Source organism: Knoellia terrae, assembly GCF_048606435.1.
GTDB lineage: Bacteria > Actinomycetota > Actinomycetes > Actinomycetales > Dermatophilaceae > Knoellia > Knoellia terrae.
This window is the reverse complement of record NZ_JBMBWH010000005.1, coordinates 176,572-199,044: the sequence shown is the minus strand read 5'-3', so window position 1 is coordinate 199,044 and position 22,473 is coordinate 176,572. Positions and strand designations below refer to the sequence as shown.

20 protein-coding genes are annotated in these 22,473 nt (G+C 70.6%); 16 read left to right on the top strand and 4 right to left on the bottom strand.

The window, feature by feature from the left end; all coding sequences use genetic code 11:
• The first annotated feature begins 9 nt into the window (after window positions 1–9).
• The 10 genes from ACOJV9_RS09305 to ACOJV9_RS09260 all read left to right on the top strand — a co-directional run bounded on the left by ACOJV9_RS09305 (window position 10) and on the right by ACOJV9_RS09260 (window position 9,586).
• Window positions 10–444, top strand: coding sequence for a GlcG/HbpS family heme-binding protein (locus ACOJV9_RS09305; RefSeq protein WP_420184921.1), 435 nt, complete (start codon window positions 10–12; stop codon window positions 442–444).
• 111 nt (window positions 445–555) lie between these two features.
• Complete coding sequence (locus ACOJV9_RS09300) at window positions 556–1,740, top strand: flavin reductase (protein ID WP_420184920.1); 1,185 nt, start codon at window positions 556–558, stop codon at window positions 1,738–1,740.
• A gap of 102 nt (window positions 1,741–1,842) precedes the next feature.
• The gene (locus tag ACOJV9_RS09295) at window positions 1,843–2,712 is read left to right on the top strand and encodes a VOC family protein (RefSeq protein ID WP_420184919.1); all 870 of its coding nucleotides are present in this window, start codon (window positions 1,843–1,845) and stop codon (window positions 2,710–2,712) included.
• Between the two features lie 11 nt (window positions 2,713–2,723).
• Window positions 2,724–3,890, top strand: a complete 1,167-nt coding sequence (locus ACOJV9_RS09290; protein ID WP_420184918.1) for an acyl-CoA dehydrogenase family protein — start codon at window positions 2,724–2,726, stop codon at window positions 3,888–3,890.
• Window positions 3,890–4,774, top strand: coding sequence for an alpha/beta fold hydrolase (locus ACOJV9_RS09285; RefSeq protein ID WP_420184917.1), 885 nt, complete (start codon window positions 3,890–3,892; stop codon window positions 4,772–4,774). The genes ACOJV9_RS09290 and ACOJV9_RS09285 overlap by 1 nt, the downstream gene beginning before the upstream one ends.
• 84 nt (window positions 4,775–4,858) lie before the next feature.
• Window positions 4,859–5,647 carry an IclR family transcriptional regulator gene (locus tag ACOJV9_RS09280; protein ID WP_420184916.1) on the top strand — a complete coding sequence of 263 codons (789 nt, stop codon included), beginning with the start codon at window positions 4,859–4,861 and terminating at the stop codon, window positions 5,645–5,647.
• 33 nt (window positions 5,648–5,680) lie between these two features.
• On the top strand, window positions 5,681–6,406 hold the full coding sequence (locus ACOJV9_RS09275; RefSeq protein WP_420184915.1) for an IclR family transcriptional regulator: 726 nt from the start codon (window positions 5,681–5,683) through the stop codon (window positions 6,404–6,406).
• Between the two features lie 105 nt (window positions 6,407–6,511).
• Window positions 6,512–7,408, top strand: a complete 897-nt coding sequence (locus ACOJV9_RS09270) for a fumarylacetoacetate hydrolase family protein (RefSeq protein WP_420184914.1) — start codon at window positions 6,512–6,514, stop codon at window positions 7,406–7,408.
• Window positions 7,409–7,418: 10 nt separating this feature from the next.
• Window positions 7,419–8,387, top strand: coding sequence for a cupin domain-containing protein (locus ACOJV9_RS09265; RefSeq protein WP_420184913.1), 969 nt, complete (start codon window positions 7,419–7,421; stop codon window positions 8,385–8,387).
• 11 nt (window positions 8,388–8,398) lie between these two features.
• Window positions 8,399–9,586, top strand: a complete 1,188-nt coding sequence (locus tag ACOJV9_RS09260) for an FAD-dependent monooxygenase (RefSeq protein ID WP_420184912.1) — start codon at window positions 8,399–8,401, stop codon at window positions 9,584–9,586.
• A 78-nt stretch (window positions 9,587–9,664) separates the two neighbouring features.
• Here ACOJV9_RS09260 and ACOJV9_RS09255 read toward each other — a convergent pair whose 3' ends face one another.
• The 4 genes from ACOJV9_RS09255 to ACOJV9_RS09240 all read right to left on the bottom strand — a co-directional run bounded on the left by ACOJV9_RS09255 (window position 9,665) and on the right by ACOJV9_RS09240 (window position 14,058).
• Complete coding sequence (locus tag ACOJV9_RS09255; protein WP_420184911.1) at window positions 9,665–11,050, bottom strand: MmgE/PrpD family protein; 1,386 nt, start codon at window positions 11,048–11,050, stop codon at window positions 9,665–9,667.
• A gap of 66 nt (window positions 11,051–11,116) precedes the next feature.
• On the bottom strand, window positions 11,117–11,884 hold the full coding sequence (locus ACOJV9_RS09250; protein ID WP_420184910.1) for a cyclase family protein: 768 nt from the start codon (window positions 11,882–11,884) through the stop codon (window positions 11,117–11,119).
• 29 nt (window positions 11,885–11,913) lie between these two features.
• A complete protein-coding gene (locus ACOJV9_RS09245; RefSeq protein ID WP_420184909.1) occupies window positions 11,914–12,789 on the bottom strand; it encodes an HpcH/HpaI aldolase/citrate lyase family protein in 876 nt (291 codons plus the stop codon).
• The gene (locus tag ACOJV9_RS09240) at window positions 12,790–14,058 is read right to left on the bottom strand and encodes a CaiB/BaiF CoA transferase family protein (RefSeq protein WP_420184908.1); all 1,269 of its coding nucleotides are present in this window, start codon (window positions 14,056–14,058) and stop codon (window positions 12,790–12,792) included.
• A 207-nt stretch (window positions 14,059–14,265) separates the two neighbouring features.
• On the opposite strand from ACOJV9_RS09240, the gene ACOJV9_RS09235 reads away from it, so the two are divergent.
• The 6 genes from ACOJV9_RS09235 to ACOJV9_RS09210 are packed head-to-tail and all read left to right on the top strand — an operon-like array spanning window position 14,266 to window position 22,444.
• Window positions 14,266–15,849 (top strand): thiamine pyrophosphate-binding protein, encoded by a 1,584-nt coding sequence (locus ACOJV9_RS09235; protein ID WP_420184907.1) that lies wholly within the window; start codon window positions 14,266–14,268, stop codon window positions 15,847–15,849.
• Window positions 15,850–15,901: 52 nt separating this feature from the next.
• Window positions 15,902–17,086 (top strand): acyl-CoA dehydrogenase family protein, encoded by a 1,185-nt coding sequence (locus tag ACOJV9_RS09230; protein WP_420184906.1) that lies wholly within the window; start codon window positions 15,902–15,904, stop codon window positions 17,084–17,086.
• Window positions 17,087–17,089: 3 nt separating this feature from the next.
• Window positions 17,090–18,562, top strand: a complete 1,473-nt coding sequence (locus ACOJV9_RS09225; RefSeq protein WP_420184905.1) for an MmgE/PrpD family protein — start codon at window positions 17,090–17,092, stop codon at window positions 18,560–18,562.
• Window positions 18,559–19,722, top strand: a complete 1,164-nt coding sequence (locus ACOJV9_RS09220) for a beta/alpha barrel domain-containing protein (RefSeq protein ID WP_420184904.1) — start codon at window positions 18,559–18,561, stop codon at window positions 19,720–19,722. The genes ACOJV9_RS09225 and ACOJV9_RS09220 overlap by 4 nt, the downstream gene beginning before the upstream one ends.
• Complete coding sequence (locus ACOJV9_RS09215; protein ID WP_420184903.1) at window positions 19,719–20,984, top strand: CaiB/BaiF CoA transferase family protein; 1,266 nt, start codon at window positions 19,719–19,721, stop codon at window positions 20,982–20,984. Before ACOJV9_RS09220 ends, ACOJV9_RS09215 begins: the two co-directional genes overlap by 4 nt.
• Window positions 20,981–22,444, top strand: coding sequence for an aldehyde dehydrogenase family protein (locus tag ACOJV9_RS09210; RefSeq protein WP_420184902.1), 1,464 nt, complete (start codon window positions 20,981–20,983; stop codon window positions 22,442–22,444). Before ACOJV9_RS09215 ends, ACOJV9_RS09210 begins: the two co-directional genes overlap by 4 nt.
• Window positions 22,445–22,473 lie beyond the last annotated feature (29 nt).

The following is a 22,473-nucleotide window of genomic DNA, read 5'->3' as shown; positions in this document are numbered from 1 at the left end:
CGGTCGGTCGTGAGCCGTACCCACCCGGCCAGCCTCGGGACGGCGGTCGCCCAGGCGGTTGCCAGCGAGGTGCTGGCATCAGCTGCGGCTCGCGGCCTGGCCGTCAGCGTGGCGGTCGTCGACGAGCGTGGTTTCGACCTGGTCGTCCTCAGGGGCACCGGCGCCTCGTGGTTCACCCCCGACGTGGCCCGGACCAAGGCGCGGACCGCGGCGGCCTTCGCCCGTTCGTCAGAGAGCCTCGGCGGCATGCGCGGGCAGTATCCGGACCTTTTCGAGCTCATCGCCGACACTCTCCCCTTCGCCCCCACCTCGCTCCCGGGAGGCCTGCCCGTCGAGATCGACGGACACCTGCTCGGAGCAATCGGTGTCAGTGGCGCCCCACCGGACGAGGACGTCGCTCTCGGACGTGAGGCGCTGACGACGATGCTCGACCACACCCCGTGATCCGCCCCGTCCCGAGGTACGGGACAGCGTCCTAGGCCGACGCGGCGCCTCCCGCGACACTCGAGGATGGACGGCCATCACGGCCGCACCCACCGAACCAGGAGGCATGACGTGACGCACCCCGACGTGGCACCCACCGAACCGCACGCCGGCATCGACCCGGCGCTGTACCGCGAGACGCTCGGGCACTATCCGACCGGGGTCGCGGTCGTCACGGGCATCGCCGAAGACGGCCTCCCGGCGGGCATGGTCGTCGGTTCCTTCACGTCCGTCTCCCTCGACCCGCCGCTGGTGGCCTTCCTTCCCACCCGCGACTCGGGCAGCTTCGCCAGGCTTCGCACCGGAGCGACCTTCTGCATCAACGTGCTGGCGGCCGACCAGGAGTCGACGTGCCGGCGCTTCGCGTCGCGTGCCGTCGACAAGTTCGAGGGCGTTGCCTGGTCGCCCGCCCCGGGCGGGGCGCCCATCCTCGACGGTGCCGTCTCGTGGATCGAATGCACCTACGAGGAGGTGCGCGACGGCGGGGACCACTACATCGTGCTGGGGCGGATCCGCGACCTCGCTGTGGCGCGACCGTCGTTGCCGCTGCTGTTCTTCCAGGGCGGCTACGGGCGCTTCGCCCCACCCTCGTTGGTCGCGCCCTCCCACCCCGACCTCATCCACGCCGTGAGGCTGGCGGAGCTGGCCAGGGGTGACATCGAACAGCTCAGCGTCGAGCACGAGGTGGACTGCGCCGTGCTCGCGAGGGTCGGCGGGGACGTCGTGTTCGTCCTCACCGCCAACCGGTCCGAGGAGCCCACGACCCCGTCCGTCGGTCATCGCGTCCCCCTCGTCCCGCCCCTGGGCTCCGTCTTCCTGCGCGACGCACCCGAGGAGGACGTGACCGACTGGCTCGCCCGGGCGCCCGGACAGGACGACGCCACCCGCGAGGTCTTCCGCCGCAACGTCGACCGCGTCCGCGAGCGTGGCTACTCGGTGTCGCTCATGCCCGACCCGTCGGTCGACCGGATCTCGCTCATGACGGACTACTCCTCCACCGAGCGCACGCCGCAGCACGAGCGACGGATGAAGCAGATGATCGCGGACACGGCGCTGCTGTACGAACCGGACCTCGAGCCCGACCGCACCTACCACCTGCACTCCATCGTCGTCCCGGTCCCGGTTCCCGCCGAGATGCCGCAGATCGCGATGCGGATGTCCGGCCTTCCCGCCGATGCGTCGTTGGCACAGCTGGACACGTGGGTCGAGGCCCTGTCCCGCGCGGCGAGCACCGCTGCCGCACGACTCTGCCGGTAACGGGTCCGCAGGGCATTCCGCCAGTCGGCACGCTCGGCTATGCGGACGGTGCGGTCGGGACACAGGATGACGCAGACACAGCCCAACGGAAAGGACCTCACAATGACGGCACGAGTGAAGGCTCTCGGTTACGCGGTGGTCGGAAGCACCGACCCGGCGGCATGGCAGGAGTTCGGTTCCGGGCTGCTGGGACTGCAGGTGGGCCACAGCAGCAAGGACAGGCTCACCCTGCGGATGGACCAGTTCGTCCACCGGATCGACATCCGTCGTGCGGCAACCGACGGGGTGATCGCCATCGGTTGGGACGTCGGGAGCCCCGCTGCCCTCGAGGAGATCACGGCTCGCCTCACCTCGGCCGGCTACGACGTCACGGCACGTGACGCCGAAGCCGCGGCCGAACGCAGCGTCAACGGGCTGGCCAGCTTCCGGGACCCCGACGACAACTACGACATCGAGCTGTTCTGGGGCCTGCGCAACGCGGCCGAGCGGTTCGTCTCGCCGATCGGCGCGAGGTTCGTCGCAGGAGACCTCGGCGTGGGCCATGCCTTCCAGGTGGTGCGCGACGAGCAGGTGTACACCGAGCTCTACCTCGACCTGCTGGGCTTCCGGCTCAGCGACCACATCGACATGCCCGGGGGAGTGTCCGGGGTGTTCACCCACTGCAACCCCCGGCACCACTCGTTCGCGTTCGCAGCTTCGCCGAACCGCCCGATCGGGGTGGGGCACTTCATGTTCGAGGTGGACGACCTCGACATCGTCGGCCGCTCGTACGACCACGTGCTCGCCGGCGCCGCCCCGATCCTCTCCACGTTCGGCAAGCACACCAACGACAAGATGGTCTCGTACTACGTGCGGTCCCCCTCGGGCTTCGGCATCGAGTACGGCACGGACGGCATCCTCATCGACGACGAGTCCTGGCTCCCCACCCGTTACGACGTGGCGCACTACTGGGGCCACCACCGCACCTCCTGAAAGGAAGGGCCATGACCGTCCTCGACAACATCGAGCGGATTGCAGACGTGCTCGAGGCGAATGCCGCCGAAGGCGAGCGGCTCGGACGGCTTCCCGACGAGACAGCCACTGCCCTGCGGACCTCCGGAGTGATGCGGATGCTGCAGCCCAAGGACTTCGGCGGACTGGAGTCCCACCCTGTCGACTTCTTCCGTGCGGTCCTCGAGATCGGGGTGCACGACCCCAGCTCCGGGTGGGTCGCCGGCGTGGTCGGTGTTCACCCGCACGAGCTCGCCCACGGCGACCGCCGCGTCCAGGCCGAGGTGTGGGCGGAGGATCCGGACACCTGGGTGGCGTCGCCCTACGCGCCCCTCGGTCGCGCGCGGCCGGTTGACGGCGGTTTCGTCTTCAGCGGGCGCTGGAACTTCTCCTCGGGCACCGACCACTGCCGCTGGGTGATGATCGGCGGGCTCGTCACCGATCAGGAGGGCGAGGTCGCCGACCCCACCCCGGTCCACTTTCTCCTTCCACGGTCGGACTACGAGGTCGTCGAGGACTCCTGGGACGTCGTCGGCCTGCGGGGTACCGGCAGCAAGGACCTCGTCGTCACCGAGGCCTACGTCCCCACCTACCGCACGATCGAGACGACCGGCGTCACGGACGGGACCGGCGGCAAGGACCCCAGCCGGGCGTCGGTTGCCCTCTACCGGATGCCTCGCAACGTCATGTTCTCCGGCGCCATCACGGCGGCGACGCTGGCCATGGCCAAGGGAACGCTCGCCGCCTACGTCTCGGTGACCCGCTCGCGGGAGGGCCGAGGTGGCAGAGCCGCCCTCGACCCGTTCCAGCTCTCTGCGCTGGGGGCGGCGGCGGCGGACATCGACGCCAGCATCGGCCACCTCCTGTGGGACGTCGAACGCGTCCACGACATCGTCGAGCGCGGCGAGGTCGTGTCGCTCGACATGCGGGCAGAGGTGCGGCGCAACCAGGTGCAGGCGAGCCACCGTGCCGCCGCTGCCGCCGACAGCGTCTTCCGCCTCAGCGGGGGAGGTTCGCTCCACCGCAGCGGCGTGCTTCAGCGCCGGTGGCGCGACACCCAGGCTGCGCTGCACCACGTGCAGAACGGGTCGGGCCCGATCTTCCACGCCTACGGCCTCAACCTCTTCGGTCACCCGATCCCGTCGCACGTGAAGATCTGATGGAGGGCCTCGCCCGGAAGGAGGGGTCCCAGCCACGCTTCACCGAAGAGTCGACGAGCCGCTTCGTCGACGCCGGTGGCGTCCGGGTGCACGTCCACGACGCCGGCTCCGGCCCGGTCCTGCTGTGCATCCACGGCGGCGCCCCGGGCGCCTACGGCTGGGGCAACTTCGGAGCGAACGTGCCGGGGCTGGCCGAGCACTTCCGCGTCCTCGTCGTCGACCTCCCGGGCTACGGGCGCTCGGACGTCCCGGACATCAGGGGCGGCCGCTACGGCTTCCATGCCCAGGTGTTCGCCGACCTCCTCGCCGCGCTCGGCATCGAGTCCGCGCATGTTCTCGGGATGGCGACAGGTGGGGCTGTGGCGATGATGCTTGCCATAGAGCACCCCGGCCTCGTCGACGACCTCGTTCTCGTCAGCTCTGCGGGAGGGTTGCCGCTGTTCACGCCCATGCCGTCGGAGGGCCAGAAGCTCATCCAGTCCTACTACGGCGGCGAGGGACCTTCCCCAGCCAGGATGCGCGCGTACCTCGAGATGATGATGTACGACACGACCTCCATCACCGACGAGCTCGTCGAGGAGCGCTACGCGGCGAGCATCCGTCCTGAGCTCACCGCCGCGGCCCCGGAGGGTCGCCCTGAGCCGTCGTCACCGAAGACCGAGCAGGTGTGGCGGGAGCTCGACCGCATCAAGGCACGCACACTCGTCGTGTGGGGCCGGGACAACCGCGTCCAGGGCTACGACAACGCGTTGTTCCTCCTCAACCGCATCCCGGACGTCCAGGTCCACCTCTACGGCAGGACCGGCCTGTGGGTCCCCTTCGAACGCGTGCGCGAGTTCAACACGTTGCTCGTGGGCTTTCTCGGCGGGGCCTCGGCTCGCTGACGGCGGGATGCCATTGACGACCCCGCATCTGGGGGCCTATCGTTCAATATAGTGGAATGCCATTCCGGATAGTGGGAGATGACAGTGACGTCACCAAGCCAGCTCGACGGGGACCAGAAGCGCTCAGTGCTCGGAAGGGCCTTCGAGATCCTCGACTGCTTCGGACCGGACACGCCGGAGCAGACGATCGCCGGAGTGTGCACGCAGACCGGCCTTCCCCCCGCCACGGTTCACCGGATGCTGGCCCACCTCGTCGAGTGGGGTGCCGTCGAGCGGGCCTGTCGCGGTCGGTACCGGCTGGGTCGCCGCATGTGGCGGCTCGGCTGGGGGGTTCCCGAGGTGCGTCGTCTCAAGGACGTCGCGCGCCCCTTCCTCGTCGACCTCTACTCGGCCACGGCAGCGCCGGTCGCCCTGTGGTCCCGGGAGCAGGACGAAGCCATCCTCTGTGACCTCATCGCCGGCCACAAGGCGGCGGCCACCTGGCAGCCCGAGCGTCGTATTCCGTTGACGCAGAACGCTGGCGGACTGGCCATGCTCGCCCACCTGCCGCTCGAGCCACTGCTCCCCGCACAGGGAGGTCCGGGTGTCGACGGTGGGGAGTTCGTGCTGCGCCAGAGGCTCGGCGAGGTGCGTCGCGCGGGGTATGCCGTGAGCGGGTCCGGCGGATCTGGAGACGGACTTCTCGTGGCGGCGGCCGTCTTCGACGAAGACGGTCAGGTCCGCGCCGCCGTCTCGGTCAGGCTGTCGCCCGAGCCGCTGAGCCCGGCCCCGCTCGCCCGGGTCGTGACGCAGGCCGCGATGATGATCTCGAGCGGGCTGGGGCACCGTGGACACTCCCGCAGAAGCGGTGTCTCCGCAGTCCGCCCGGCCTGAGCCGCACACACAGACACCCAAGGAGCACAACCGATGTCCGTCCTGGACAAGGCGGCGAGCGCCATCGACAGCCTGGCTCGCAAGGGCCGACCAATGACGTTGGCGGAGGTCTCCGAGGATCTCGGCCTGCCCAAGTCATCCGTCCACCGCCTCCTGGGCGAGCTGACCGAGCTGCGGATCGTTCGACGGACGCCCGACGGGCGGATCGCCCTGGGGCCCCGGCTCCTGTCATGGGGCGCCAGCGCGGCGGACTCCTTCGTCATCCGGGGAGTGGCCGAGCCGTGGATGCAGCGTCTGCGCGACACCACGGGGGAGAGCGTGCACCTCTACATCAGACAGAGCCATCACCGCATCTGCCTGGCGTCCGTGGAGGGCCGCGCCGCCCTGCGCCCGGTCGTGCCCACCGGGGGTCGGCAGCCGCTCGGCGTGGGCTCGTCGGGGAAGCTGCTTCTCGCGTTCGCGCCTGCCCACGTCCACGAGATCGTGCGGGCCGAGGCCGCTGCCGCCGGCAGGTGGGTCGCCAGCGAGGACGAGCTCGATGCCATCCGCGCAAGCCACTGGACGATCGCCATCGACGAGCGTGAGAAGGGACTGAGCGGTGCCGCGACGTCGATCAGGGACGGTGAGGGACAGGTGATCGCCGCCCTGAGCATCTCCGGGTCGTCCACGCGGTTGACGGTCGACCGGTACGGCGAGGTCAAGGACGACGTCGTCACCATCGCCAACGAGATCGGGGCGTCGGTCGCCGGTCGTTCGTAGCTCGACCCGGGAAGAGGCGTTCCGGTAGGTGCGACGACGTCGGCGGGTGAGGCGACAGGGGTCGCAGGATGGCTCCGACCCGATCGCCACCCCCGAAGGAGCGCCATGAGGATCGCCCGTTTCGACGATGACCGCATCGGTGTGGTGGTCGACGACGACGTCGTCGACGTCACCGACGCCGTCGACAGCGGCAGCGGCACGGACGCGTGGCCACCGGTGACCATGAACCGGGTGATCAGGGACTTCGACTCGCTCCGTCCCCTCCTGGAGCGCGCAGCATCCGAGGGACCACGCCGGCCACTCGGCGAGGTCACCCTCCTCACGCCGGTCCCATGGCCGAACAAGGTGATCGCCTATCCGGTGAACTACCACGACCACGGCCGTGAGATGCAGGCCGGATACCGCGCCGACGTGCAGGGCTTTTTCTTGAAACCACCGTCGTCGCTGTCCGGTGCCGGTGAGCCGGTGATCCTGCCCGTGGTCCCGGGCCGTGAGGTCCACCACGAGTCCGAGCTCGCGATCATCATCGGCGCCGGTGGACGCGACATCCCGCGCGAGGAATGGCGCTCGCACGTCTTCGGCTACGCCTGTCTCCTGGACATGGTGGTCCGCGGGCGTGAGGAGCGCGTCTTCCGCAAGGCCTACGACACCTTCTGCCCCGTCGGTCCGTGGATCACGACCGCCGACGAGGTGGGTGACCCCACGAACCTCGACATGCGCCTGTGGGTCGGCGATGAGCTCCGCCAGCACGCGAACACGCGCGACCTCGTCCTGGACATTCCCGGCATGGTGGAGATGGCCTCGGCAGTCATGACGCTCCACCCCGGCGACGTCATCGCCACCGGCACGCCGGCAGGCGTCGGACCGGTCACCGACGGCGACACGATCCGCATCCGGATCGAGCGTGTGGGCGAGATGAACGTGAACGTCGTCCAAGGCACCACCGGGCGGACCGAGGTCTTCGCTCGCCCCTACGACCCCCCGATCATCAAACAGCACTGAGGAGCACCGCATGACCTCCTTCGACGCCCGGTCCGTGGCCGAGATCGACAAGCTCGACGACCTGTACAGCGTCTTCGACGACCTGAGCGTCGAGGGCGGCTGGTACCGCCGTTCCCCCGCCCTGTGGCCCGAGCCGCTGCCGAACTTCCTGCCCCACAGGTGGCGCTACGCGCAGATGAAGGCCGTCCTCGACGCGGCCGGGCGACTGGTCGACCACGAGATGGCTGACCGGCGCAACCTCACCCTCACCAACCCGGTGGAGGGCAACACCTACGCGACGCTGCGCAGCCTCGTGGCGGCCTACCAGCTCATTCGTCCCGGCGAGGTCGCCCTCGCCCACCACCACACGCCGGCCGCGCTGCGCATCATCCTCGAGGGCCGCGGCACCTACACCGTGGTGAATGGGGACCGTGTCGAGATGCGACCCGGAGATGTCCTCCTGACGCCCAGCTGGGCCTGGCACGAGCACTCGGCAGTGGGACCGGACGACTGCTACTGGGTCGACATCCTCGACGTCCCCCTCGTCCACCTGCTCGAGCCGATGTTCTTCGAGAAGTACCCCGCGGGCGTCCAGGAGGACCCCCGAGACATCGACACCTCACCGATCGCGTTCCGGTGGGAGGACTCCCTCGCCCGTCTGGCCGCCGAGACGGAGGCCCCGGAGCACGGCATGGCCGAGCGCGAGATCGAGCTCGGCAGCCCGGCGATGCCGACCATCGCCCTGCACGTCCAGGAGCTCGGCGCCGGCTTCGAGTCCCCGACGAGGCGGACGACGTCCAACTCGATCTTCACGGTCATCGAGGGCGCTGGTGAGACCGTCGTGGACGGTGAGCGGCTGACCTGGGAACGCGGCGACATCATCGCCGTCCCGGCCTGGCGGCCCTACCAGCACGTGGTGTCCGAGTCGGCGCGGCTGGTCCGCGCCAGCGACGAGCCGGTGTTCTCCGTGCTCGGCCTGCTGCGCTCCGAGAAGGTCTGAGGGAGGAACTGATGCATGTTGTCCTGGCAGGCGGTGGCGTCGGTGGCATGACCGCGGCGCTGGCACTTCTGCAGCGCGGGGTGGACGTCACCGTGCTCGAACAGGCTCCCGCTCTCACCGAAGTCGGTGCCGGCATACAGATCAGCCCCAACGGCAACCGGGCGCTGGACCACCTCGGGGTCTTCGAGACCCTGCGCAAGCAGTCCTGCGACCCGGTGCGCAAGGAGTTCCGACTCTGGAACACCGGTCGTCCCTGGCCCATGTTCGATCTCGGGCCGATGGCCGTCGAGCGATATGGCTACCCGTACCTCACGGTGTACCGACCCGACCTGCTCAAGGCTCTGGAGGATGCCGTGAGGGCTCTGGGCGCGGACGTCATCCAGCTCGGTTCGCGCGTGACGGGAGTCGACCAGGACGCGTCGAGCGCGTCCGTGGTCCTCGATGACGGGACCCGGGTGACCGGTGACGTCGTCATCGGCGCCGATGGGGTGCGGTCCGTGGTGCGCAACACGGTGTGGGGCCCGAGCAACCCGGAGTTCTCCGGCATGGTCGCGTGGCGGGGGCTCATCCCGATGGACGATCTTCCCGAGCACCTGCGCGCTCCGGTGGGCTCGACGTGGATCGGTCCCGGCGGCCACGCGGTCACCTACCCCCTCCACGGAGGCACGTTGATGAACTTCGTGGCGACGATCGAGGGCAAGACCTGGACAGCCGCGGGTGGGACCGATCCCGGCACCGCCGAGGAGTGCCATGCCGACTTCGCCGGCTGGCACGAGGACATCCACACGTTCATCACCGCCTCGCCCCGGTTGCTCAAGTGGGCCCTCCTCAGCCGGGACCCCATCCCCGCCTGGACGTCGGGACGGATCAGCCTCCTCGGTGACGCCGCCCACGCGACGCTGCCCTTCCTGGCTCAGGGTGCCGTCCACGCCATCGAGGACGGCGTCGTGCTCGCTCGCGCGATCGAGGACTACGCCGACGACCCGGCCGAGGCGCTCACCCGCTACGAGGTGGCGCGGATCCAGCGGACGAGCCGGATGGTGCGCGGCGCCACCGCCAACACGGAACGGTTCCACAGCCGTGAGCTCGTCTCCGAGGAGCGGGCCGAGCCCTATCTCCAGCGCGAGTGGAGCATCGAACCGATCGCCGACCGCTATGACTGGCTCTACTCGTACGACGTGGTGACCACGCCCGTCTGAACGGGTTCGCCGGGCTTGGTGTGCCGCCGCCACCGTGCAGTGCAGGGGCGGCACACCAGCTCGCGTGGGGACCGATCCTCAGAGCGTGAGCAGCCCCGCGACCGACGTCGCGTCGAGCAGCCCAGTGATGCGGCGGGCCAGGACGTCGGCCCCGGCTCCGAGCCGGCGTGCGTTCAGGTCGTACTTGACCTGTACCTCGGCGTCGGTGAGGGGTCGCTCGACGGTGCCACGGTTGGCGAGGACCTCGTGGACCAGCACCCGGCCGTCGGTGGTGCGCACCTCGACGATCGAGGGGAACTGCAGGGGAAAGATTCGCTCGCAACGAGCGTCGGCCACGTGCTCGACACGGGCCGCGAGATCGAGGTTGCGCGGGTCCCTCACCGCCTCGTCCGTGAAGTCGTCGAGGTAGAGCCCGAGGCCACCTCCGCCGCGCAGCGCCAGGGCGAAGGTGAAGGGTCCGCTGAACTGGGCGTGATATCCGGACTCGGGGCGGATCTTGGCCTCGCGCGGTTGAGCGATCGTTCGCAGGGTCGCACCCGCCACGCCGATCCGGACCGACTCCACGTCTGCGGGCCGCAGCCCGCGCTCCCGAAGAGCGATGGCGGCGTCGATTCCCGTGTGGGTGAACACGTTCGTCGGGTAGGGCTTGACGAAGCAGGAGGCCGTCTCCCACCGCACGCCCAGTCCGTCGAGCAGCGCTGCTTCGTCGTAGGTGTCGCCGCAGTAGGCCTGGTAGAACCCGAAGCGCCCCTCGAGGACCGTCGGAGGACCGGTCAGTCCGGCCCCTGCGGCCTGGGCTGCGACCACGCCGCTGTGGGCGGCCCACCCACAGTGCATCCGTTTGACCGACCCTCCGGCCCGGTTGGCCTCGAGCAGACCCGCGCCCATGCTGCAGGCGATGGCCATGGCATGGGCCAGGCGTTCGGCGTCCAGGCCCATGGCGACACCCGCTGCGGCCGCGGCACCGACGGCGCCGCAGATCGAGGTCGCATGCAGGCCACGCTCGAAGAAGATCGAGTTGTTGATGCGTGGGTCGTACCCGGCGTTGCCGAGGCGGATCGCGATCTCGTTGCCGACCGCGATCGCGGCGAGCAGTGTCCGGCCGTCGACCCGGGCCTCCTCGGCCGCCGCGAGCGCGGCAGGCACCACCGAGGCGCTGGGATGCAGGATCGAGGGCACGTGCGTGTCGTCGAAGTCGAGGGCGTGGGCCAGGGTGCCGTTGACGAGCGCGGCCGATGGGGCCGGGAGCCGGTCGTCGAGACCGATGGCGACGGCGACGGCAGCACCCCCCCAACGGCTGGCAAGGGAGTGAGCCACCTGGGCCGGGCCGGTGCCCAGCGCGGCGACCGAGATGCCGACGACGTCCAGCAGACGTTGACGGGCATCGACGAGCACGTGCTCCGGTGGGTCGCCGGCGACATCTGCAGCGAACGTTCCGAGGCGTGCGACTGCGGTTCCCGTCATGGGCGTGGTTCCGGCGGCGGCCATGGGATCTCCCGGGTGGTCGAGGCGTGATGGGACTGGTCGTGGTCAGTGCAGGAGTGCGATCGGTCGCAGGGGTGACCCGGTGGCGCCGACGAGACGTAGGGGCGCGGCCACCAGGGTGAACGCCTCCGTCGTCGCGCCGGAGAGCTGCTCGAGGTTGAGCATCTCGAGGATGGGGATGCCGTTCTCCACGAGGAGGATCCGGTGTCCCGGCAGACGGGCGTGCCCGGCGCCCGCCGGGATGTGCTCGAACGCGGTGGTGTCCGAGCCGACGACGCACGGCCGGTGGGAGGCCAGCCAGGCCACGGCCTCCTCGTCCGGCCCGGGGACCCCGCCATCGTGGTCGAGGAAGGCTGCGGGGGCGTCCCACAGCTGCCCCCAGCCGGTGCGCACGAGCAGGCCGGCGCCGGGAGCCGGTCGACGGTCGCCGAGGGCCTGCGACAGCTCGGCGACCGTGACGGCATGTCCGGGTTCGAGCCGCTCGACCCCGAGGACGGCCGGCACGTCGAGCAGGTAGCCCGTCGTCACGATGGGGTCGACCGTGTGGACCCCGTGGTCGAGGAAACGTCCGCCGGTCTGGGCCCGGGCCGCCGGGACACCGCCGTGCAGCAGACCGTCGTGGCTGATGTGGGCCAGGGCGTCGAGGTGCGTGGCGGTGTGGGTCCCCATCACCAGCAGGTCGTTGGCACCCGACGTGCCGTCGACCCGGACCGCGTCACCGTGACGGCGGAGCAGGGAGTGCCGGTAGCCGGGGTGGTTCGGTGACGTGGGAACGCCCGGATGCACCGGCTGGGCCAGGTCGACCACCGTCACGACCGCCCCGTCGGCAGTCCGCCCCGCGCTCATGCGTGTGCCCGCTGCCTGATGTGTTCCGCGAGGCGCAGAATCGCCGGGTCCACGAAGCTGCCGTCGGGCAGCGTCGCGGCGGCGGAGCCTGCGGCCTCCATGTCGGTCGCCCTGCTCAACACCTCGTTCGCCCACGCCACCTCCTCGAGCCTCGGAGCGAACGCCTCACGGACGACAGGAACCTGACGGGGGTGGATGACGGACCTTCCGTAGAAGCCGAGCTCCCGCAGGACCTCGCACGAGCGACGGAGGCCGTCAAGGTCCGTGACGCTGGGGTGGACGCTGCCCACGGGGGACGGGAGGCCGGCAGCTCGCGCGGCCTGCACGATGGCGAGGCGGGCGAGCAGCAGCCCGTCGTCGCCCCCGCCGCGAGGCAGGCCCAGGTCGGCCCGAAGGTCGCTCTCGCCCAAGGAGATCGAGTGCACACCGCGGGCATCGGCGATCTCCTGAGCCCGTGCGAGACCGCGTGCCGACTCGATGAGGGCAACGAGGTGTGGCGTGTCGCTGAATCGTCGGGACTGCGCGAATGCGGCGTCCACCTGAGCGCCCGACTCGACCTTGGGAATGCGTATGCCGTGGACGGTGCCGGCGCGGAGCAGGGGCCCGACGGTGGCCAGGTCGGCCTCGAAGTCCGACGAGTCGACGGAGTTGACCCGGACGACGACCGGGACGTTCTCCGGAAGCGCGTGCAGGAGGCTCGAGTGCACCCCGAGCGCCGTGTGCAGGCTGGCCCGGGCGCCGCCTCGGGCCGAGGGGTGAACGGCGTCCTCGAGGTCCACGACGACCCCATCGGCAGAGCCAGCCGCCTTGGTCAACAGCTGCGGGAGCCGGTCTGCGGGGACATAGAGCCAGGTGGCGACATCGTCACGCACTCAGATCACCCCTGCGGCCCGAAGCCGCTCCTGCCGGTCGAGGTCGATCCCCAGCTCGGTCAGGACCCTCTCCGTGTCGGCCCCGTGCGAGCGTCCCGTGTGTCGGATCGCGCCCGGTGACTCCGACATGCGGAAGAGCACGTTGGGCATGCGGACCGGACCGAGGTCCGCGTCCTCCACCGTGGCGATGGCGCCGATCGCGGCATACTGCGGGTCGGCGACGACACCGGCGACGTCGTACACCACGGCAAGGGCGGCCTGTGCCTTCGAGAACTCCTCGACGACCTCGGACGTCGGCCGCTGGGCGATCCACGACCCGACCGCCTCGTCGAGCTCGTCGGCGTGCTGCGCCCGCTGGAAGCCGTCGCGGAACCACTCCTCGTGCACGATGTCGGGTCGGCCGACGAGCGTCATCACGCGCTCGGCGATCGAGTGGGCGCTGGTCGATATCGCGACCCAGTCCCCGTCGCCGGTGCGGTAGGTGTTGCGGGGAGCGTTGTTCTCGGACCGGTTCCCCCGGCGCTGGGTCACGATGCCGAGCTGGTCGTACACGGTCACCTGCGAGCCGAGCATGGCCAGGATCGGCTCGATGATGGCGAGGTCGATGACCTGCCCCTCGCCCGTGCGCTCACGGCGGTGCAGTGCGGTCAGCGTCGCGATGGCAGCAGCGAGGCCGCTGATGTTGTCGGCGAGCGCCAGGGGCGGCAGGGTGGGCGGCCCGTCCGGTTGTCCCGTCGAGTGGGCGAACCCACTCATGGCCTCCGCGATCGTGCCGAAGGCCGGCTCGTTCCTGCGGGGACCGGTCTGCCCGAAACCAGTCACCCGGGTGAGGACGATCCGGTCGTTCACCTCGCGTAGCCGGTCGTAGCCGAGGTTCCACCGCTCCAGGGTGCCGGGGCGGAAGTTTTCGATGACCACGTCCGCGGTGCGCACGAGCTCGAGGAAGACCTGCTGGCCCTCCTCGTGCGACAGGTCCAGGGTGATGGCGCTCTTGTTGCGGCCGAGGATCTTCCACCACAGGCCGACGCCGTTCTTGCTCTGCCCGTGGGTGCGGGCGGGGTCGGGCTTGCGGGGGTGCTCGATCTTGATGACGTCGGCGCCGAAGTCGGCGAGGACGGTGGCAGCCGACGGTCCGGCGAACAGGGTGGCGACGTCGAGGACCCGGAGGTCGCCGAGTGCCGAGGCCGGTCCGGCACCGGGAACTGCCGGACCTGTGGCGACGTCGTCCGCGGACGACGGCTGCGTTGGCGCACGGGGGGTCGTTGACATGTCTTCTCCTTCTGGACCGGGACCTCTCGACCGTAGGAGTGGCCGAGGCCGCCCGAAGGGGAGACATCACTGGGTGAGAGGAACGATGGCACCCTGACAAGGGTCTTCCGCTGGGTGCGACAAGGCCTGTCACCGACCGTCCGCTCCTCCAACCATGGCAGAGGCCGAGTGCGTCCTGCACCGGTCGACAAGCGAGAGGAGCGGGTCGTGCGCACCGTGCGGGATGCAGCATTCGAGGTCCTGCGGCAGCAAGGGCTGACGCGGATCTTCGCGAACCCCGGTTCGACCGAGGTCGCCCTGCTGGCAGACCTGCCTGACGACCTTGACTTCGTCCTGGGGCTGCACGAAGGCTCCGTCGTCGGGATGGCCTCCGGTCACGCCCTGGCAACGGGGTCACCGGCGCTGGTCCTGCTGCACACGACGGCCGGGTTCGGCAACGCGGTCGGGGCAATCGCGACGGCCAGGACCAACAAGGCCCCGCTCGTCATCCTCGTCGGCCAGCAGGACCGCCGTCATGTCGCCTCGGAACCCTTCCTGGCGGGCCATCTCGACGGACTGGCCGGCGCCTATGCCGTCTCGAGCCGGCAGCCGGCCCGGGCCGCCGACGTGCCGGCGGCCATCGCGCGTGCAGCCCACGAGGCAGCTCTCCACCGTGGTCCCGCCGTCGTCGTCGTCCCCATGAACGACTGGGCGGAGCCAGCCGACGACACCATCGCGGTGCCTGCCCCCGTGCGTCTTCGCGTCTCTCGTGGCGTCGATGAGAAGGTCGGCGCGGAGCTGGCCGCTGCCCTCGACGGCGCCAGCAGCCCCGTCCTCGTCGTCGGTCCCGGCGCCGACTCTGCTGAAGGCTGGGCCGCGCTGGGTGCCCTTGCCGACCGCCTCGACTGCCCGGTGTGGCAGGAGGCGCACGGGTCGCAGGCGGGCTTCCCCCAGGACTCGCCGCGGTTTCGTGGCCACCTGCCGGCGGGTCGTGCGGCGCTGCGCGACGCGCTGACGCCGCACGACGTCGTGCTGGTGGCCGGTGGTCCGGCCTTCCGCCAGGGGACCTGGGAGCCGGGACACTTCGTCACTGCGGGCACCACCGTCCTGGTCGTCACGGCGGACACGGAGGAAGCGAGCTACAGCGCGGCCCACCTCGCCGTCATCGGCGACGTGGCACGAGTCGTGGCGGACCTGGCCGAGCGGGTGGCACCCCGAAGCGCTCCCGAGGCACAACCGCCCCGGTCACGCGTCGCGCTGCCCGCGGTGGACAGCCTGCGTGCCGAGCACGTGTTCGCCGCTCTGGCCGACCGGCTGCCCGAGGAGGCGACCGTCTTCGAGGAGAGCCCGTCCAGCCGGCGCCTCCTGCTCGACCTGATGCCCACCCGCCGGCCCTTCGGATTTGTCACCGTGGCGCAGGGCGGACTGGGGTTCGCGCTGCCGGCCAGCATCGGCGTGCGCATGGCCCGCCCGAACCGCCCCGTCGTCGCGCTGCTGGGCGACGGCGCGTCGCTCTACAACATCCAGGGACTGTGGAGCGCCCAGCACTACGGAGTCGGGACGCTGTTCGTCGTCCTGTCCAACGGTGGGTATGCCGTCATGGACCGGTTGGCTGCCGGTCACGGCGGCAAGCCGCCGTGGCCGGCGTTCACCGAGGTGAGCGTGTCGACGATCGCAGCCGGGTTCGGTTGTGCGACCAGCCGCGTGACGACCCACGACGAGCTGACCGACCAGCTCGATCTGATCCTTCCGACCCTCGGCGAGCGCACCGAGCCGCTCCTGCTCGAGGTCGTCGTGGAGGCCACAGCCTGATCACGCGGGTGCCCGCACTCCGCGCCACCCCAGAACCACGAAGGAGGCCGCCATGGCCCAGGACTGGCTCGCCGAGGACTTCCTCACCGAAGACCAGGAGGCGTTGCGCGACACCGTCTCGGACATCGCCAGGAAGTACGACATGCAGTACTGGATCGACGTCGAGGAGGACGGCCGCTACCCCGCGGAGTGGGTCAAGGAGCTCACCGACGGAGGCTGGCTCTCGCTGCTCATCCCCGAGGAGTACGGGGGCGGGGGCGGCTCCATCCCGGACGCTGCGCTCTTCCTCGAGACCCTCAACCGCTGGGGCGGCAACGCCGGCGCGATCCACGCGCAGATGTACCAGATGGGCGCCATCCTGCGACACGGGAGTGACGAGCAGAAGCAGCAGTGGCTGCCGCAGATCGCGAACGATGGTCTGCGCCTGCAGTCGTTCGGGATCACCGAGCCCGACGCCGGCACCGACACCACCCGTATCCGGACGTTCGCGGCCCGTGACGGCGACGAGTACGTCGTCAACGGCGGCAAGATCTACACGTCGCGGTTCCACCAGACCGACCTCATGCTCCTGCTCGTGCGGACGGAGAAGTACGAGGACGTGCAGAAGAAGACCGACGGCATGACCGTGCTGCTGGTCGACGTGCGGGAGGCCAAGGAGAACGGCCAGATCGAGTACCGCCCGATCAAGGTCATGTCCGGTCACCACACGAACCAGCTGTCCATCACCAACCTTCGCGTCCCGGTGCAGAACCGGATAGGGGAGGAGGGCAAGGGCTTCAAGGTCATCCTCTCGGGAATGAACGCGGAGCGCCTCCTCGTGTCGAGCGAGTACATCGGGTCGGGTCTGTACTTCATGGACCGCGCCGTGCAGTACGCCAAGGAGCGTGAGGTGTTCGGTCGCCCGATCGGGATGAACCAAGGCATCCAGTTCCCGCTCGCCACGGCCTTCACCGAGCTGCGCGCGGCGAGCCTCATGCGCTGGCACGCGGCCGAGGTGTTCCAGGCCGGCAGCCGCGACGGCTTCTACGCCAACACCGCGAAGCTGCTGTCCTCCAAGGCGCTGTGGAATGCCGCGAACGCGGCCATGGACACCTTCGGAGGGGCGGGCCTCGCCTCCGAGTACGGCATCGAGCAGAAGTTCCGTGCCGCTCGGGGCCCGATGATCGCGCCGATCTCCACCAACCTCGTCCTCGCGGGCATCGCGCACCGCGACCTGGGCATGCCGAAGAGCTTCTGAGCGATGGGGACGACAACCACTCCGACCACCGACCCGGGACGCGCGGCCGGTGATCTCGACGTCGAGCCGGCCTCGGCGGACGCTGGGGCGACGCACGACATTGCTGCCTTCGCCGCGGGCGCCGTCGGGCGACGAGCCGGAGCCGGCCAGGCCCCGGACGTGCTCACGACCCTGGTGGACACCGTCGCAGTCAGCGTCGCCGGGATGGACACGCCGGCGGTGCGCGCTCTCCTCGACCTGCTCGAGGCGGAGCCGGCCCCGGGGGCGTGTCGGCTCTGGGGGTCATCCCTGACCGTGGGTGCCTCGGCCGCAGCCCTGGTCAACGGCACGGCCGCGCACGCCCTCGACTGGGACGACGCCTCACCGACCATGCCGATGCACCCCGCCGCGGTGCTGCTTCCCGCCCTCGTCGCGCAGGCTGCTCAGACGGGCGCGACGACGGATGTCTTCGCCTCGGCCTACGCAGTGGGGTCGGCGGTCTTCCGAGCGGTGTCGGAGGTACTGCCGCTCGAGGTGCACTACGGCAGGGGATGGCACAACACCTCCACGACCGGGCGGCTGGCCGCGACCGCCGCCCTCGCCACCCTGACGGGGCTCGGGACCGGGGCGACGCGCCACGCCCTCGGGCTGGCCGCCTCCATGGCGTCGGGCAGCCTGGCCAACTTCGGCACGATGACCAAGCCGCTGCACGCCGGCCTGGCCGCACGCGACGCCGTCACCGCGATCGCGCTGGCCCAGCGGGGATTCACCGCCCGCGACACCCAGCTCGAGTCCCCGGGGGGGTTCTTCGCCCTCTTCGGTGACACGGACCCCGTCCGGTTGAGCCGGCTGGGCGAGCACCTGCACCGCTGGGAGGGAACCTGGCGTGAGGACTGGGTGATCAAGCGCTTTCCGTCGTGCTACGCCACGCACCGCGCCATCGACGCGGTCCTCGACCTGCGGACCACCCTCGACCCGGACGACGTCGCGTCCATCGAGGTCACCGTGCACCGGGGCGGTCTCAGGCCGCTGCTGACGCACCTTCCCCGCACCGGCCTGGAGGGGAAGTTCAGCCTGCCCTACACGGTGGCCCGGGCCCTGCGCTCAGGACACGTGCGGCTCGCCGACTTCACCGACGAGGCCGTGCTCGACCCCTCCCTGCGCCCGGTGGTCGACGCCGTGGTGGTCCGTGAAGGACTCGACCCGGATGCGGCAGGCTCGACCGAGCCGTTCACCGTGGTGACGATCCACACGCACAGCGGTCGGGTCCACACGCGGCGCGTCGACGTGAGCCGGGGAGACGCGCGCAACCCGATGAGCACCCGTGACCTCGAGGACAAGGCTGTCGACGCCTTCGCCTCCGCGGGGTGGGCGCCGGAGCCGACCCGCCGACTGCTGGCCGAGCTGGACAGGCTCTGGACCGGCGGTGACCTCGGTGGCCTGCAGGACCTCCTCTCCGCCCCGGAGGCGACGAGGACACCGGGAGGGCAGGCATGAGTGGGCTCCCGAGCGTCGAGATCATCGAGGAGGGCATGCGCGAAGGCATGCAGATCGAGAGCGCCGACATCACCGTCGAGGCCAAGATCCGGTTGCTCGACGCACTCTCCGCGACGGGGCTCCGCACCATCCAGGTGGGCTCGTTCGTCAGCCCCCGGTGGGTTCCGCAGATGGAGCACATCGATCGGGTCGTCGAGGGCTTCACACCGGTGCCCGGTGTGCGCTACACGGCGCTCGCGCTGAACCAGAAGGGCGCCGAGCGCCGTGCGCAGCACGTGCCGCCCCTGTCGCCCCAGGAAGCCACGGCACGCACGACGATCCACCTGTGCGACGTCTTCGTCCAGCGCAACACCGCCCGCACCCAGGCCGACGAGATCGCCGCCGTGCCTCGCACCGTGGAAGCCGCGCTGGCGCGTGGGGTGCGCGAGGCCGTCGTCGCCGTCAACGCCGCGTGGGGCTCCAACTGGCTCGGCCGGTTCACGCAGGAGCAGCGCAACGAGATGATCGGCCTGCAGATGCACGCCTGGCAGCGCGCGGGCCTCACCCCGCGCACCGTCTGGCTCGGCGACCCGATGAGCTGGAACACGCCCGGGGCCGTCGACGACCAGATCCGTGCCATCCGGCGCGACTGGCCGGAGGTCCGGACCGTCCACCTCCACCTGCATGACGGTCGGGGCAGCGCCCTGACGTCGGCCTACATGGCCCTGCGAGCCCTGGGGTCGGAGCACACCCTCGTCCTGGACTCCTCCATCGGCGGAATGGGCGGGTGCCCCTACTGCGGCAACGGCCGCGCGACCAAGATGATCCCGACCGAGGACCTCGTCGACCTGCTGGAGTCGGAGGGGGTCGACACCGGTATCGACCTGGCAAGGCTCATCGAGGCCGCGCACGTCGCCGAGGAGGTCGTCGGCCATCCGCTGCACGGCAAGGTCAGCAAGGCTGGACCGCGTCCGACCGGTGACGCGCTCTACGCGATGGACATGCCGCTGGTCGAGACCGAGGAGCAGGCCCAGCACTTCCGGCTCGGCCCCTCGACGTATGCCGGATGTCCGAGCCCGTGGCGCAGCCCCATCACGTCGACGGCCCGCGACGACGCCGAACGCGCATGGATCAACGGCAGCAGCGGGCCGCAGGACGCCGGCCACGAGGACGAGTCATGACGACGAGAGAGAGCACCATGGAGAGCCAGATCCCGACCGGAACCACCCCAGGCTCGCTCGACGGGCTTCGCGTGGTCGAGCTCGGCACCAGCGTCGCGGGGCCGACCACGGGGCAGATCCTCGGTGACCTCGGCGCCGAGGTGATCAAGGTTGAGCGGGTCGGCACCGGGGACGACACCCGGGGCTGGGCCCCGCCGTACTGGGGCACCGAGCCGATGGCCTTCCTCGGTCTGAACCGCAACAAGAAGAGCCTGGCTCTCGACTTCAAGGACGACCGCGGGGTGCAGGTGCTCGAGCGGCTCCTGCGCAGCGCGGACGTCCTGGTGCAGAACCTGCGCCCGGGCGCGCTGGCCAAGGCGGGCTTCGACCTCGAGCGGCTCAAGGAGATCAACCCCGGGCTCATCTACTGCGAGATGAGTGGCTTCGGTTCCGTGGGCCCGCGAGCCCAGGAACCGGCATACGACCCCCTCCTGCAGGCCTACTCGGGAATCGTCAGCATGCTCGACACGGGCCAGGGTCCTCCGAGCCGGGTGCCCCTGTCGATCCTCGACAAGGGCACGGGGATGTGGGCCGTCATCGGCATCCTCGACGCCCTGCGGCGGAGGGACCGCACCGGTGAAGGCAGTCACGTGGAGGTCTCGCTGCTGCAGACGGCCGTCTCCTGGGTGGACCAGAAGGTCATGGGATCGAGAGCCGGCAACCCCCCGCCGCGCAACCTGGGGTCCGGCCACGCTGGTGTGGTGCCGTACGGCGCCTTCCCCGCCAGGGTCGGGTACGTCTTCATCTCGGCAGGCAACCAGGCGTTGTGGGTGCGCCTCGTCTCGGCGCTCGATGCCCCCGACCTGCTCGAGCGTCCCGGCTTCGGTTCCAACATCGAGCGGGCCGAGCGCCGGAGCGAGGTCAACGAGGCGGTCTCCGAGGTCACGCGGACCTTCGAGGCCGACGACCTCCTCGAGCGGCTGGCGAAGGCAGGTGTGCCCAGTGCGCCGGTGAGGCCGGTGCACGAGGTGGCCTCCGACCCGCAGGTGCAGGCCGTGGGTCTGGTGACGTCGCTGCCCCATCCACGGGTGCCGGAGCTGGAGGTCGTCAACCTCCCGGTGACCTTCGACGGGGAGTACCTGCCGCACCAGTGTCCTCCGCCGCAGCTCGGTCAGCACAGCGCGGAGCTGCTCCACGAGCTGGGCTTCACCGCCGAAGAGGTGGACGAGCTCGTCGACGGGGGAGTGGTCGAGTCCAACGCCGTGGACCAGGTGACGGCGTGAGCGAGCAGCTGCTCTCGGGCTCTCGCTGGTCGGGCAGGTACTTCAGCAACGGCTGGCAGGTCTCCGGCTCGCAGGGAGCCGTCACGGACAAGGCGACCGGGGAGCTGCTGGAGAGCACCGGCCTGGCCGATGCGGACGCGGTGTCGCACGCCGTCGAGACCGCCCTGGCGGCGCAGCGTGCCTGGTCGGCCCTCGCGTACGACGCACGCGCCGTGGTCCTGCGGCGTGCCGGTGCACTCTTCGAGGAGCACGCTGCCGAGGCCGCGGAGTGGACGGCTCGTGAATCGGGCGCGCCGTTGGCCATGGCGGAGCGGGCCCAGTCCGTGGCCGCGCAGGAGTGCTACGAGGCGGCCGGCCTGGCCAGCGCACCCTACGGAGAGCTGCTCCGCTCGGGAGCCCCACGGCTGTCGTTGGCGCGTCGACGGCCCGTGGGAGTCGTCGGTGTCATCGCCCCGTTCAACGCACCGCTGGTGCTGGCGATCCGCGCCGTGGCCCCGGCCCTGGCGCTCGGCAACGCGGTCGTCCTCAAGCCGGACCCGCGAACCGCGGTGAGTGGTGGGGTGCTCATCGCCCGCATCTTCGAGGAGGCCGGTCTGCCGGCGGGGCTGTTGCACGTGCTGCCGGGTGGCGCCGAGGTCGGTCAGGCCGTCGTGGAACACCCCCGAGTGCCGGTCATCGCGTTCACCGGTTCGACGGGTGCGGGCCGCGCGATCGCTCTTGCGGCCGCTGCCCGCTTCAAGCGGGTCCACCTGGAGCTCGGTGGCAACTCCGCCCTCGTGGTCCTGCACGACGCGGACGTGGCCAAGGCCGCCGCCGCCGGTGCCTTCGGGTCGTTCCGGCACGCCGGCCAGATCTGCATGGCCAGCGGTCGGCACCTGGTCCATGAGTCCCTCGTCGACGACTACCTCGCCGAGCTCACCCGGATCGCCGAGGCCACCGTCGTGGGCGACCCCCTCGGTCCCGGCGTCGGCTACGGCCCGCTCATCGACTCGGGCCAGCGGGACCGCGTCCACACCCTGGTCACCGCGTCGGTCGGTGCCGGCGCAGACCTGCTCGCGGGCGGCACCTACGACGGCTTGTTCTATCGCCCGACCGTCCTCGGCCACACCCCGCTCGATGCTCCCGCCTACGCGTCCGAGGTCTTCGGTCCGGTTGCGCCGGTGGTCTCCTTCGCCGACTCCGACGAGGCGGCGTCGCTCGCGGCAGACTCGCCGTACGGCCTGTCCCTCGGCATCATCACCCGCGATGTCATGGCCGGACTGGACCTCGCAGACCGTGTGTCCACCGGGTCCGTGCACATCAACGACCAGACCATCAACGACGAGCCGACCGCTCCCTTCGGTGGCCTGGGGGAGTCGGGATCGGGCGGGAAGCACGGTGGCGTGCAGTCCAACCTTGAGGCTTTCACCGAGCTGCAGTGGGTGACCGTGCGGCGCGATCTCCCCGCCTACCCTTCCTGATGGGACCGTGCGACACGACGACAAGGACC

What these genes read in the sequence shown, in the direction of transcription:
- ACOJV9_RS09295 (WP_420184919.1), top strand. Translation starts at nt 1,843, where the DNA reads ATGACGGCACGAGTGAAGGCTCTCGGTTACGCGGTGGTCGGAAGCACC.
- ACOJV9_RS09290 (WP_420184918.1), top strand. Translation starts at nt 2,724, where the DNA reads ATGACCGTCCTCGACAACATCGAGCGGATTGCAGACGTGCTCGAGGCG.
- ACOJV9_RS09285 (WP_420184917.1), top strand. Translation starts at nt 3,890, where the DNA reads ATGGAGGGCCTCGCCCGGAAGGAGGGGTCCCAGCCACGCTTCACCGAA.
- ACOJV9_RS09275 (WP_420184915.1), top strand. Translation starts at nt 5,681, where the DNA reads ATGTCCGTCCTGGACAAGGCGGCGAGCGCCATCGACAGCCTGGCTCGC.
- ACOJV9_RS09270 (WP_420184914.1), top strand. Translation starts at nt 6,512, where the DNA reads ATGAGGATCGCCCGTTTCGACGATGACCGCATCGGTGTGGTGGTCGAC.
- ACOJV9_RS09265 (WP_420184913.1), top strand. Translation starts at nt 7,419, where the DNA reads ATGACCTCCTTCGACGCCCGGTCCGTGGCCGAGATCGACAAGCTCGAC.
- ACOJV9_RS09260 (WP_420184912.1), top strand. Translation starts at nt 8,399, where the DNA reads ATGCATGTTGTCCTGGCAGGCGGTGGCGTCGGTGGCATGACCGCGGCG.
- ACOJV9_RS09255 (WP_420184911.1), bottom strand. Translation starts at nt 11,050, where the DNA reads ATGACGGGAACCGCAGTCGCACGCCTCGGAACGTTCGCTGCAGATGTC.
- ACOJV9_RS09240 (WP_420184908.1), bottom strand. Translation starts at nt 14,058, where the DNA reads ATGTCAACGACCCCCCGTGCGCCAACGCAGCCGTCGTCCGCGGACGAC.
- ACOJV9_RS09230 (WP_420184906.1), top strand. Translation starts at nt 15,902, where the DNA reads ATGGCCCAGGACTGGCTCGCCGAGGACTTCCTCACCGAAGACCAGGAG.
- ACOJV9_RS09225 (WP_420184905.1), top strand. Translation starts at nt 17,090, where the DNA reads ATGGGGACGACAACCACTCCGACCACCGACCCGGGACGCGCGGCCGGT.
- ACOJV9_RS09220 (WP_420184904.1), top strand. Translation starts at nt 18,559, where the DNA reads ATGAGTGGGCTCCCGAGCGTCGAGATCATCGAGGAGGGCATGCGCGAA.
- ACOJV9_RS09215 (WP_420184903.1), top strand. Translation starts at nt 19,719, where the DNA reads ATGACGACGAGAGAGAGCACCATGGAGAGCCAGATCCCGACCGGAACC.